Source organism: Archangium violaceum (assembly GCF_016887565.1).
GTDB classification, from domain to species: domain Bacteria; phylum Myxococcota; class Myxococcia; order Myxococcales; family Myxococcaceae; genus Archangium; species Archangium violaceum_B.
Map to the genome: position 1 here is coordinate 10,811,470 of NZ_CP069396.1, position 12,581 is coordinate 10,824,050.

Sequence of the window (12,581 nt, forward strand, 5' to 3'; positions counted from 1 at the left end):
GCGCTACATCATCGGCGCCGTCGTCTCGAGCTCCTGCGTCTCCAGCAGCCCCGTCTGCTTGAGCAGCGGATGGGTGCTGGGAGCGCGGCCTCGGAAGGACTGGAAGACCTCCAGCGGGTGGCGGCTGCCGCCGAGCGCGAGCACCGTGTCCCGGAAGCGCCGCCCGGTGTTGGCGACGGCCTGGGCGTCGGACAGGCCCGCCTCCTCGAAGGCGGAGAAGGCATCCGCGGAGAGGACCTCGGCCCACTTGTAGCTGTAGTAGCCCGCGGCGTACCCGCCCGCGAAGATGTGGGTGAAGCCGCACAGGAAGCGGTCCTCGGAGAGCGGCTTGAGCACCGTGTTGTCCGCGGCGATGCGCAGCTGCACGTCGAGGACGCTGGGGGCGTCATCGTCCCCGGCGGGGTAGCGGTGGTGCAGTTCCAGGTCCAGCGTGGCGAAGTACACCTGCCGCAGCGTCTGCGTGGCGGCGCGGTAGATGCGCCCGGCGCGGATCTTGTCCTGCAGGGCCTTGGGCAGCGGCGCGCCCGTGTCCACGTGGCGCGCGAGCCGGGAGAGCGTCTCCTCGTGGAAGCACCAGTTCTCCATGAACTGGCTGGGCAGCTCCACCGCGTCCCACTCCACGTTGTTGATGCCGGCGGCCTCGGGGTAGTCCACCCGGGTGAGCATGTGCTGCAAGCCGTGGCCGAACTCGTGGAAGAGCGTCTCCATCTCGCGGAAGGTGAGGAGCGCGGGCTTGTTGCCCACCGGCGGCGTGGCGTTGCAGACGAGGTAGGCCACCGGCAGGCGCAGGCTCCCGTCGGGCTTGCGCTTGCGGTCGATGGCGCCGTTCATCCACGCCCCGCCACGCTTGGTGGCCGGGCGGCTGTAGGGGTCCAGGTAGAAGGCGGCGATGTCCTTGCCCGACTCGTCCGCCACGCGGAAGAAGCGCACGCTCGGGTCCCACACCGGGGCCTCGCCGTCGGCGGCGCGCACCGTGACGCCGAAGAGGCGTTTGGCCGTGTCGAAGAGGCCCTCCAGCACGCGAGGCATCGCGAAGTACGGCCGGAGCTCCTCGTCGGTATAGGCGTAGCGCTCCTCGCGCAGACGCTCGGCCCAGAAGGGCACGTCCCACAGCTTCAGCTCGAGCGAGGCGTTGCCCGTCTTGCGGCGCGCGTACTCCGTCAGCTCGGTGTGCTCATCCCTGGCGCGGGCACGGGCGGCCTTGCGCAGCTCGCCGAGCAACTGCTCGACGGCCTGCACGCCGGGGGCCATCTTCGCCGCCAGGCTCACCTCGGCGAACGAGCCGTGACCGAGCAGGCGGGACTTCTCGCGGCGCAGGGTGAGGACGCGCTCGATGAGGGGGTTGTTGTCCGTGTCTCCCGAGGAGGCGCGGGTGACGAAGGCGCGGTAGAGCTTCTCGCGCAGGTCCGGCCGGCGCGAGTGCTCGAGGAAGGGCACGTAGCTGGGCGCCTCCAGGGTGATGCGCCAGGGCCCCTTCTCGGGGGTGGGCTCGGGGGCACCCTCGGCCAGTCCCTGCCTGGCCGCCTGGGCGGCGGCGGCGAGCGCGCTGGGTGGCAGGCCCTCCACCTCCTCGGGCTTCGTGAGCGTCATGGACCAGGCCTTGTTGGCGTCGATGACGTTGTTGGCGAAGCGGGTGGACAGCTCGGCCAGCTCGCGCTCGATCTCCTGGAAGCGCGCGCGGGCCTCGCCCTGAAGCCCCACGCCGGACAGCTCGGCGTCACGGATGGAGGACTCGACGATGCGGTGCTGGGCGTCGTCGAGCTTCTTCCACTCGGGCCCCTCGCGCAGCGCCTTGAGGGCCTTGTAGAGGGGCTCGCTCTGGCCGATGCGCATGAAGGCCTCGACGACCTCGCCCTCGACGGCGGCATGGGCCTGACGCAGCTCCGGGCTGTTCTGCACGCCCATGAGGTGGTTCACCACGCCCCAGGCCAGGCCGATGGGCTCGGTGATGGCGGACAGGCGAGCAACCGTCTGCTCCCACGTGGGGCGCACGTCGCGCTCGAGCGCGTCGAGGTCGGTGTGCAGGCGCGTCAGCAGCTCTCGGATGGCGGGCTCGACGTGCTCCGAGCGGATGCGGTCGAACTTCGGAAGCGCTTCGTTCTGAAGCAGCGGATTGTCGGATGTAGACGCAGTCATTGCCCTCTGACGTTAGGGCAGCGGCTCGCGGTTGGCAGCAACCGCGAAGGGGAGACCGGGCGGGGCGTCCGGGAGTGCACGCACGGGAACGGACATGGCACGGCACTTCACCTTGACAGGTCACCGGGCGCGCTGCTCTCACGAGTGGCCATGCTCTCCTTCGTTCTCGCGACCACGCTCGCCGCCGCCCCCGCGCCCCGCGCCACCACCGCCTCGGGAACCGTCGTCCACATTCCGCGGCTGGACGCGCTCAAGGGGGTCACCGCCTTCATGGACCGGGCCGGACAGAACGCCGCCCTGATGCGGCCCGTCGTCTGGTTCGCCGAGCTCCACCCCTACCTCTCGCTCGACCCCAGCCAGCCGGAGACCCTCACCCGTGCGGGCATCGACCCCACCGGCCCCATCACCGTCTCCCAGCGCAGCACCGGCCGCATCTCCTGCACGCGACTGACGGACCCCAAGGCCTTTCAGGAGAGGGCCGCCGCGATGCTGGAGTCCGCGGGGAGCAAGGCGGAGGTGAAGCCCACCACCTCTGGAGGCGTCACCACGGTGAGCGTCCCGCGCGAGTCCGGTGGCCAGGCCGGCTATGCCCTCAAGGGCCAGGAGGCATGTGCCTTCGCGAGCTCCGGCGGAGGCTTCGTCGACGATGGGCAGGGTCAGGTGCTGTTGAAGGAGGCCTCACGGCTGGTGAGCAAGGCGCCCAAGGCGGACGCGCGGCTCGCGCAGTTGCCCGGGGTCGCCTACGTGCTCATGCCCGAGCGCGGCATGGTGGTGGGCGTGGATGGCAGCGGCTCCGAGCTGCGGCTGGAGGGCACCGCCACGGAGCTTCCACTGCCGCCCTTCCAGACCGCGGGGACGAGCCCCTACGGCGCGATGAAGCCCGAGGGGATGCTCGTCTCCCGGGCACGGGTGGCACCGTCCGGGGTGGCCCAGGCCGTGGGCGGCGTGCGCGCGAGCATCCAACAGGTGTGCCCCGCCTGCCCTCCGGCCCAGGTCTCCGCGGTGGCTCGCGCGGTGGCCGAGCGCCTCACCGGCAACGTGCTGATGGTGGTGGACAGCGTGAGGTCTCGCCCCAACCTCCGTACGCCCGAGGGCCGCTTCTTCGCTCCGCGTCAGGCGCTCGCCGCCGAGGTGACGGACACCGCGGCGATGAAGGCCGCGCTCGCGCCACTGGCGAAGTTCCCCGGCGCGAGGACGTTGGAGGACGGGTATGCGCTGAACGTGCAGGGGGGTTCCGTCTTCGTCCGGTTGAAGGGCCGGCACCTCGTGCTGGGCAATGACGAGGCGGTGGCCCAGTCGCTCGTGACCGGCCTGCCCCAGGAGGGCGCGAAGCTGCCCCACGCGGTGGACTTCACGGTGGATCCGAAGCGGCTGTCGCGCGGGCTGAACCAGGTATCGCTGATGGACGTGGTCTCCCAGCAGGAGCTCGCCGCCATCTTCGCCGTGGGACTGGAGTTGGGGCCCCTGCTGGCCAACAGCGAGCGGATCTCCGGCTGGCTCGACAGCACCTCCGGCGGTGCTCACCGCTTCTCCTCCACCTGGACGCTGCCGGCTTCGCCTTAGAACGTATCTCGGTAACAGCCAGGAAGCTCGCAGCCTGGGATGTTGGCAGCAGAGCGCGGCTCCAGATAGCCCCTTCTCCAATGGGAAACGAGCGAGGACCTTCGGAGTTTACTTTGTAGAAGATTGGGAGCTGAAGAGTGGGACTGGTAAAGCAGGACGGCTGGAAGATGCCAGACAATCTGAGGGCCAAACAAGATGGAGCCTCTTCTGCCGCCGCGTCCGCCGCCCCCTGTGGGCTGCCACAACCCGGAAGTGGATGACAGACGAGCAGCGGGCGCCATCCCGTTGGTGCGGCGCACGGGCATGAGTGACAGGGGCTGAAGGCAAATGGTAACTGGGACGTCTTCTGTCGCCGAACAGCTGCTCTATCTACCCAGCCCCGTCGAGCCTACTCACCCGGTTAGGCATCCACCCTGGGGGCCTTCACATTCACGAGCGTCATTGCCCAGACCTACCCAGAACCAGTCAGCTCCACCGAGGTCACTATCGAGCAACCTCCAAGCATTAGACATCAGGGCTCATGACGAAAGCCCCTAGCCCAGTTGAGATTTCCAGCCTTTGCAGCTAGATTCTTTAACAACCAATCATACGTGTGAACATCTACCCCCCTGGGCAAAGTATTCGTCGTTTTGTCTGACCATTTATATTGTTCGCTGCCTTGCCGACCAATCAGGACCAGACCCGGCGTATCAATTTCTATGTCCGTGAGCCCAAGGCCGCTGTGTTCCTTAGGACGACGCGCGAAGTCGATGTTGCGTTTTAGCCAGCGCCGCCAGCGCCTTATCCTGGATACAGCAGATGCAAGAGCGGCCTCGTGCGATTCTCTGGCAAAATCTAGCTGTGGGTTTTCCAATTCAACCACAAACCACTCATGGCCCATTGTTGAGTTTTCGCTAATCAGGAAGTCCACTGAAGGAGCCACCGTGAGTTCGGCTCCAGGTATGACGTAGCGACCATGTCCTCCACGGAGATGCTCAATTAGAAGATGCCTATGCTCAACTACGTAATCGCACAATTCGTTTTCGGAACACCGGCTAATCGCCGCAGCAAATTCAGTCACGTCCTCTTCAGTGACACGATCCCACCACACATGGAATTCGCGAAGAGGATCTCCTTCGAGCAAGTCCAAGGCACTGACGATTGTGAAGGGGCTGCCTATTTGAGGGGTGAACTGGGCCGAAAAAGGAGCTTTCTCCAAGAAACGTTCGGGAAACAAATCCTTGGCAGACACAAAACCGTCACTTGATTCATCTGCCCTTCTCTTCTTGGCCTTGAGCAATTCAATAAGTCCAACCTTGCGCTCTATGATGGCGTAGATATCTTCTCTATCCATACCAATGAGCGCCGTGGGCCGACCGACAGGATACGCTTTCCGCGCATCTTCAGTAAACCCTGCGATGCTGACAAAGAGACCACGGGTGCTCTTGGTCTTTGCCTGTACCTTCCCATGAAGCACGAGCAGGTCTTTCAGGTCAGCCGAATCCTGTCGCCATCGCGCTTCGACAAGATACGTCTCGCTGCCCAGAATCAAGCTCCCATCGATTTGTTCGCCAATATTGCGGAAGGACTTGCGTGGCTTCAAGCCGCTCCACTTAAAAAGCTCGTGAAGCCATACCTCAAACAGATAGCCCCGCTTCTGCGTATTCTCCTCCAAGAGTAGTTGTAGAAAAAGATCTTTCAGCTCACTTATTGGGACGGTCATTTCGCGATGCGCTCCGACTCATCTACGCCACTCCAGAGCAGCGTAGTCTTGAAACGAGCCTGCATCAATCTCGTAACTCTCCCGCTTCCCATGTGGTTCAGCGACAACGGGCACGTAAGAGCTCGTTTCAAAAATGGACCTGAGAGGTCAGGTAACATGCCCTGCCTATTCAGGGCCATTTCGTAAATGGCGCTCAAGCACGCGATAGAGAAGGAGGCAGTGGCCAAGGCGAAGGAGTGCCAGGTGCATCTGTGGGTTCCGCTCTTCGCGAATCCGCAGGCGTTTCATCTGGTGGAACCAGTCCAGGGAGCGCTCCACCACCCAGCGATGGCGTCCCAAACGCTCCTTCGACTCCACGCCTCGGCGGGCGATGCGGGGAACGATGTGGCGCTTCCGTAATCCCCGGCGGGTATCGGCATAATCGTACCCCTTGTCGCCGTGCCCTTTCGCCGGACGCCTGCGTGGCCTGCCTCGTGGCCCCTTGATGGGGAGGATGGCGTCGAGGAGCGGCAGCGCCTCGCGCTTGTCGTGCACGTTGGCGGCCGACAGCAAGGTGGCCAGCGGCAGGCCCCGGCGGTCTACGACCAGGTGGTGCTTGCTGCCCGCCTTTCCTCTGTCCGTTGGATTCGGGCCTGTTTGGGCCCCCCTTTTATCGCCCGTAGGCTGCTGGAGTCGAACGAGGCCCGGCTCCAGTCAATGAGCCCCTTGTGCCCCAACTCGTTCAGCAACACCCGCTGGAGCTTCTCGAAGACTCCTGCTCGGCTCCACTTTCGCAGCCTCCTCCAGCACGTCGCCCCGCTGCACCCGAACACCTCGGCTGGCAGGTCTCTCCAGGCGATGCCCGTCCTGAGCACGAAGATAATGCCCCGCAGGCACGCCCTATCGTCGCGCAATGGACGACCTCTTCTCCCTTTGCGGCGATGTCGTGGCAGCAGCGGCTCCACCCTCGCCCACAGCTCGTCCGGGACCAGTTCGCGCCTCATGCTTGCGAGGATGAGCACCAGGTACGTAGAGGGAAGTCTGGATACCTCTGCGGTTCATTTATGAAACAATCCCGGGGAGGCAGGTCAGATGACCTAGGCTCCCTGGTCCATTTTTGAAACGAGCTCTAAGCAGCATCGCGCCACCATCCCCATGCGCTCAGGAACCACACAAAGTGCGAGAGAGCCAATTTCGTGGACTGCCCATATGGTATTACGGGATTACTTCCTCTACGGGCGAAGCACATCTCCAAGGAAAATCCCCTCGGAGCACCGTCCAAGTGACCGGGTAGTAACAGAGCCTGTTTCGGCAAGTGCTGCTCCTAACGGACGGCTCCTCAACAGACAAGGTAGATGGAAAACCTACCGAAACAGATTCCAAATAAGCTTATTCATTCAGGATCTAGCGCCCAGGTACCTTCCTCCCACCGCTTCAACGCTTCGGAGGACTCAAATGCGACCAGTCCCTCTCCCTTCGCGGCCTCCTCCAAGACCGCCTTGGCCTCCGCTGTCCGGTAGCGAAGAAGGAACGAGGCCGCCGTGGTCCTCACATCCACGTTGGGATGCATGAGCAGTACGGTGAGCGCATCTCGCCCGGCATCACCGTGGGCACGTAGCTTCTTGAACGCGGCGATGTACCGATCCGCGTGCTTGTTGCCGGTCTTGGCGTCCCCGCGAAAGATAGCATCCGACTGCGCGGCTACGCTTCGAGCGAACTCCTGGACCAGTTCTTCGAGCTTCGTCACCAGATACCTCTTCTTACGTAATCGATGGCTCGCAGTCCGAATTGACGCTGGGCTTCATAGGATTGCGTGCTCAGCCACTGCCTGACGGTCAGGGTATCCGAACCTGTGATCCTGGGCCGCTTGGACGAATAGAGCGCGCTGACATCCATGTGCAGGCCCTCTTCCAACCGAACGACGTTCTCGGTGTTGTGAATGGCCTCGGAGCCGAACCGGCCGACATTGCGCTGCTCGACAATGTGGTGCCATTGCTTGCCCTCGCCCGCCGGCCCCATGAAGTCCTTGAAGTCATCGAAGGACTTGAAGGCGCGGTGACCATTGGGAAGAACCCAGCCGTCCCTCCCTCCGTTCCGTGCGGCCATCGCAACGGCATTGAGAGGCAGGACAACGCGGATGGAGCCCTCGGCGGCCGAGATGACGACCTTTTCCGTCTCGGCAACGGCCGCGAGCATGCGCACGCCGCCATGTTGCGCCCCCGAGCCCGCGGCCTGCGCGAAGCCAGGCAGCTTCGGCGCCTTGGACATGAGCGCTGCGGTCTCCCCGAGCGCCGCCGTCCCTACCATGACGAGGATGCGCACACTGTTGGGCCCGATGCGCTGGCCGAACCGCTCTCCCGCCTCACGTAGTTCCGTGAAAGAGGTAGCTCGCGCTGAATCCTCCGAGAGCACCATCCATCCTTCGATGAGCTCCCACAACTCCATCCCCAGATAGCCCCACATGAGAACCGCGAAGGCAGCGGCGGCCCCCTTGGACACCGGTTCCGGTGCCACCAGTAGCGCCATGTAGGCCGTGAGGGTGATGCTCACCATGGCCGTCACACGCGCGGGGCTGAGCATGGCTCGCACCTCCGCATCCACACCCTCCAAGGCCGGGCCTACGGCTAACGCCAGCGCAATGCGACGCTTGTCGTCATCTCGCAGGTGTGGACCATCCTCGAAGAGCGTGAGGCAGTCGCCTGGAGTGCCACGCCTTTCGCAGAAGCGCCCGTAGGACCGGGCCAATTCTGACTGCCACGTCCCACCCACCAGGGGTCCAGAGGCCAGCGCCAACCTGCGGCCAGGAAGCAACGGAACATGAGAGGGCGCCAACCGCAGCGGCATCTCCAAAACCAGATGCGCCACGGCGTCCAAGAACTCCGCCTCGCCCACCCGCACCGGCCCGAAACTCGTAGGCAATGCGGCGAAGACCCGCTCATGCTCCCCGAGCGCCACTTCCCGCATAGAGGATGCCCCGGTGGCGCATCCCCCCAGCAGCACGAGCGCCGCCAGCACCAGGACGGGCATCCAGGGACACCGCTGCTGGCCCTCGGGGTATGAGGCGAAACGAGCGAACATGCCGCATTGTGCACTTCACTTGCGGACGTCCGTAAGCGGCGTACACATTTCCCCACATCGCTTGCGGACCTCCGTAAGTGATGCTCATCCATCGCCGTCAACGGCCTCTCGGCACATGCACCCCAGGTGCCCGGCACGGGCCCAATCGTGCTAGATGCGCGCACCATGGACGCAACCTCCGAGAAGGACCCTCTTCGCTCCCGGCTGCAGCAGATGGAGAAGCAGGCCGAGCTGGGCGGTGGCGCTGACCGCATCGCCAAGCAGCACGAGGCCGGCAAGCTCACCGCTCGCGAGCGCATCGACCTGCTACTCGACCCCGGCTCCTTCACCGAGCTGGACAAGTTCGTCACCCACCGCAGCAACGACTTCGGCATGGGCGACAAGAAGATCCTCGGCGACGGCGTCGTCACCGGCTACGGCACCGTCGAGGGCCGTCAGATCTTCGTCTTCGCCCAGGACTTCACCGTCTTCGGCGGCTCGCTCTCCGGCGCCTATGCCCAGAAGATCTGCAAGATCATGGACATGGCCATGCGCGTGGGCGCTCCCGTCATCGGCCTGAACGACTCGGGCGGCGCGCGCATCCAGGAGGGCGTCGAGAGCCTCGCCGGCTACGCCGACATCTTCCTGCGCAACACCCTCGCCTCGGGCGTGGTGCCTCAAATCTCCCTCATCATGGGCCCGTGCGCGGGCGGCGCGGTGTACTCGCCGGCCATCACGGACTTCATCATGATGGTGAAGGACACCTCCTACATGTTCATCACCGGCCCGGACGTCATCAAGACGGTGACGCACGAGGAGGTGAGCAAGGAGGACCTGGGCGGCGCGCTGGCGCACAACCAGAAGTCGGGCGTGGCGCACTTCGCCGCGGAGAACGAGCAGAACGCCATCCTCCTCACCCGCGAGCTGCTCTCCTTCCTGCCCTCCAACAACCAGGAGGACCCGCCCGTCCAGCCGTGCGAGGACGATCCGTTCCGCGCCGACGAGAGCCTCAAGACGGTCGTCCCCAGCAACCCGAACAAGCCCTACGACATCAAGGAGATCATCCGCGCCGTCGTCGACAACAAGCACTTCTTCGAGGTGCAGGAGCACTTCGCCAAGAACATGGTCATCGGCTTCGCGCGCATGAACGGCAAGCCGGTGGGCATCGTGGCCAACCAGCCGGCGGTGCTGGCGGGCGTGCTGGACATCGACGCGAGCGTGAAGGCGGCGCGCTTCGTGCGCTTCTGCGACTGCTTCAACATCCCGCTCCTCACCCTCGTGGACGTGCCCGGCTTCCTGCCCGGTACGGACCAGGAGTGGGGCGGCATCATCACGCACGGCGCCAAGCTGCTCTACGCCTTCGCCGAGGCCACCGTCCCCAAGATCACCCTCATCACCCGCAAGGCCTACGGCGGCGCCTATGACGTCATGGCCTCCAAGCACATCCGCGCGGACATCAACTACGCCTACCCCACGGCCGAAATCGCGGTCATGGGCCCCGAGGGCGCGGTCAACATCATCTTCCGCAACGAGCTGCTCAAGGCGAAGGACGCCAACACCGAGCGCACCCGCCTGGTGAACGACTACCGCGAGAAGTTCGCCAACCCCTACAAGGCGGCCGAGCTGGGCTACATCGACGAGGTCATCCGCCCCGAGGAAACGCGCGCCAAGGTCATCCGCGCCCTGGAGATGCTGAAGAACAAGCGCCAGGAGAACCCGCCGCGCAAGCACGGCAACATCCCCCTGTAAGCAGGCGAGCAGGCAAGGGTTTCTGACACAGAAGTGACAGAACGCCTCCCCGGGGAAATTTTAGGGGGGGCGTTCACGCTTTGAAGGAGCGCACCAGATAAGGAGCCCCTTTTGTCTCAACCCCGCCTCATCCTCTTCCTCGCTGACATCGAAGGCAACCTCACCGCCCTGCGCCAGACGCTCACCCGCGCCTGTGAGGCCGCCAACGTCCCCATGCCGGAGGTCCGCTGGGTCGAGTCCGCCACCTCCCTGGCCGATGCCGGCTGGCGAGTGGCCGAGCTGAAGCTGACCCCCTCTGGTGGCAAGGCCGTCCCCGAGGACCACCTGGACTCCCTCATCCGCTCCGTGGCCCGCGACTTCCGTGACCAGGCCGTCGGCCTCTACACCGACAAGGCCGGCAGCTATGGCCGCGCCTCCTTGAGCGAGCCCGGCCGTCCCTCCCGCTCCCTCGAGGGCGAGTACATTGACGTGGTGCGTCAAACGGCCCGCTGGCTGGGTGTGGAGGCTCCCCTGCTCGGCCGCCTGCTCGATGGTGGTGCCACGGCCCGCAACCTGCTCGCCGCGGCGGTGGACTTCGGCGGTGACGAGCCCCACTCCCCCGCCCCTGCCAAGGGCAAGGGCCAGGGCAAGGCCCGGCACCCGGCGGAGCAGCCCCCGGCGCCCCCCGAGCCGGACGAGGATGACCGCTTCGTCGAGGCCAAGCTGAGCGAGGCCCGCCGGCTGATGGAGCAGTACCTCAGCAGCCGCAAGTAGCCACCGCCGGAGCTACACGCTCCGAGTAGCGCGACGTATCGGCGGCCAGTGCCCGACACCGGGCACCATCGCGCTCGCCCGAGCATGCGCTCCCCTGTGCTAAAGGGAGCGTCCATGCCCAAGATCCGCAAAATCCTCGTCGCCAATCGCGGCGAGATCGCCGTCCGGGTGATGCGCACCTGCAAGGAGCTCGGCATCTCCACGGTGGCGGTCTACTCCGAGGCGGACCGCTCCGCCCTTCACGTCCGCACCGCCGACCAGGCCTTCCTGGTGGGCCCCCCGCCCTCGCGCGAGAGCTATCTCGTGCAGGAGCGGATTCTGGAGGCCGCCAAGAAGGCCGGCGCGGACGCCATCCATCCCGGCTACGGCTTCCTCTCGGAGAACGCGTCCTTCGTGCGCGCGTGCGAGAAGGCCGGCATCACCTTCATCGGCCCGCCCGCCTCGGCCATGGACGCCATGGGCGAGAAGACGCGCGCCCGGCAGAACATGATCAAGGCCGGCGTGCCCGTGGTGCCTGGTACCGCCGAGCCCATCGCCACCATCGAGGAGGCGCGCGCCTACACCGAGAAGATCGGCGTGCCGGTGATGCTCAAGGCGGCCGGCGGCGGTGGCGGCAAGGGCATGCGCAAGGTGGAGCGGCTCGAGGACTTCGAGTCCTCCTGGCGCGCGGCCAAGAGCGAGGCGATGAACGCCTTCGGCAACGACGCCGTCTACATCGAGAAGTACCTCGAGAAGCCGCACCACGTGGAGATTCAGGTGTTCGCCGACCAGTACGGCAACACCATCCACCTCAACGAGCGCGAGTGCTCGGCGCAGCGCCGCCACCAGAAGGTGGTGGAGGAGACGCCCAGCCCCATCCTCACCCCGGAGATGCGGGCGAAGATGGGCGAGGTGGCGGTGAAGGCCGCCAAGGCTGTGGGCTACGTGGGCGCGGGCACGGTGGAGTTCCTCGTGGACGTGCACCGCAACTTCTACTTCCTGGAGATGAACACCCGTCTCCAGGTGGAGCACCCGGTGACGGAGTGGGTGACGGGGCTGGACCTGGTGGCCTGGCAGATCAAGGTCGCCGAGGGCGAGAAGCTGCCGTACACCGAGGCGCCCAGGCCGAACGGGCACTCCATCGAGGTGCGCATCTACGCGGAAGACCCCGCGCGCAACTTCATGCCGAGCCCGGGCCGCATCAGCTACCTGCGCGTGCCGGGAGGCCCGTACCTGCGTGACGACTCGGGCGTGTTCCCCGGGTACACGGTGCCCAACACGTATGACCCGATGATCTCCAAGCTGTCCGTGTGGGCCCCCACGCGGCGCGAGGCCATCGAGCGGGCGAAGCGGGCGCTGAGCGAGTACGTGGTGAAGGGCATCACCACCAACGTGCGCTACCTGAAGGGAATCCTGTCGCACCCGGAGTTCGTCGAGGGTGACTACGACACGAGCTTCCTCACGCGCGAGCACGAGACACTGCTGGGCAAGACGGAGGATCCGCAGCTGACCGAGGCGGCGCTGCTGGCGAGCGTGGTGTACGCGTACCAGCGGGACCAGAAGCGGGCGAAGACCCTGACCCAGGCGCCGTCGCAAGGCGGCAAGGGCGGAATCTCCGCGTGGCGGCTGTCGAGCCGCCGCGGGCGCTAACACCACACGGGAC

Annotated in this window: 9 protein-coding genes and 1 pseudogene; 5 read left to right on the forward strand and 5 right to left on the reverse strand. The window is 65.5% G+C overall.

Features of this window, described 5'->3' with window-relative positions:
* Positions 1–3: 3 nt before the first annotated feature.
* Entirely contained in the window at positions 4–2,136 is a 2,133-nt protein-coding gene (locus tag JRI60_RS42970) for a M3 family metallopeptidase (RefSeq protein WP_204221859.1), read from the reverse strand.
* Positions 2,137–2,286: 150 nt separating this feature from the next.
* Between JRI60_RS42970 and JRI60_RS42975 the strand changes: the two genes are divergently transcribed.
* Both JRI60_RS42975 and JRI60_RS42980 read left to right on the forward strand, forming a co-directional pair.
* The gene (locus JRI60_RS42975; protein ID WP_204221860.1) at positions 2,287–3,699 is read left to right on the forward strand and encodes a hypothetical protein; all 1,413 of its coding nucleotides are present in this window, start codon (positions 2,287–2,289) and stop codon (positions 3,697–3,699) included.
* Between the two features lie 195 nt (positions 3,700–3,894).
* Positions 3,895–4,031: pseudogene (locus JRI60_RS42980) on the forward strand (IS5/IS1182 family transposase); the annotation flags it as partial.
* 179 nt (positions 4,032–4,210) lie between these two features.
* On the opposite strand, the gene JRI60_RS42985 reads toward JRI60_RS42980, so the two are convergent.
* The 4 genes from JRI60_RS42985 to sitA5 form a co-directional block, all read right to left on the reverse strand.
* Positions 4,211–5,401, reverse strand: a complete 1,191-nt coding sequence (locus JRI60_RS42985; protein WP_204221861.1) for a restriction endonuclease — start codon at positions 5,399–5,401, stop codon at positions 4,211–4,213.
* Between the two features lie 165 nt (positions 5,402–5,566).
* Positions 5,567–6,384, reverse strand: a protein-coding gene (locus JRI60_RS42990) for an IS5 family transposase (protein WP_430384330.1) whose coding sequence is annotated in 2 segments (ribosomal slippage) — positions 5,567–6,042 and positions 6,042–6,384 — 819 coding nt in all. Because the reading frame shifts where the segments join, the coding sequence is not laid out codon by codon here.
* Between the two features lie 389 nt (positions 6,385–6,773).
* On the reverse strand, positions 6,774–7,127 hold the full coding sequence (locus tag JRI60_RS42995) for a DUF2019 domain-containing protein (protein ID WP_204221862.1): 354 nt from the start codon (positions 7,125–7,127) through the stop codon (positions 6,774–6,776).
* Positions 7,124–8,458 carry a SitA5 family polymorphic toxin gene (sitA5, locus tag JRI60_RS43000; protein ID WP_430384349.1) on the reverse strand — a complete coding sequence of 445 codons (1,335 nt, stop codon included), beginning with the start codon at positions 8,456–8,458 and terminating at the stop codon, positions 7,124–7,126. The genes JRI60_RS42995 and sitA5 overlap by 4 nt, the downstream gene beginning before the upstream one ends.
* 165 nt (positions 8,459–8,623) lie before the next feature.
* Between sitA5 and JRI60_RS43005 the strand changes: the two genes are divergently transcribed.
* The 3 genes from JRI60_RS43005 to accC all read left to right on the forward strand — a co-directional run bounded on the left by JRI60_RS43005 (position 8,624) and on the right by accC (position 12,568).
* Positions 8,624–10,186, forward strand: a complete 1,563-nt coding sequence (locus tag JRI60_RS43005) for an acyl-CoA carboxylase subunit beta (protein ID WP_204221864.1) — start codon at positions 8,624–8,626, stop codon at positions 10,184–10,186.
* Positions 10,187–10,297: 111 nt separating this feature from the next.
* The gene (locus JRI60_RS43010; protein WP_204221865.1) at positions 10,298–10,939 is read left to right on the forward strand and encodes a hypothetical protein; all 642 of its coding nucleotides are present in this window, start codon (positions 10,298–10,300) and stop codon (positions 10,937–10,939) included.
* Positions 10,940–11,053: 114 nt separating this feature from the next.
* The gene (gene accC / locus JRI60_RS43015; RefSeq protein ID WP_204221866.1) at positions 11,054–12,568 is read left to right on the forward strand and encodes an acetyl-CoA carboxylase biotin carboxylase subunit; all 1,515 of its coding nucleotides are present in this window, start codon (positions 11,054–11,056) and stop codon (positions 12,566–12,568) included.
* Positions 12,569–12,581 lie beyond the last annotated feature (13 nt).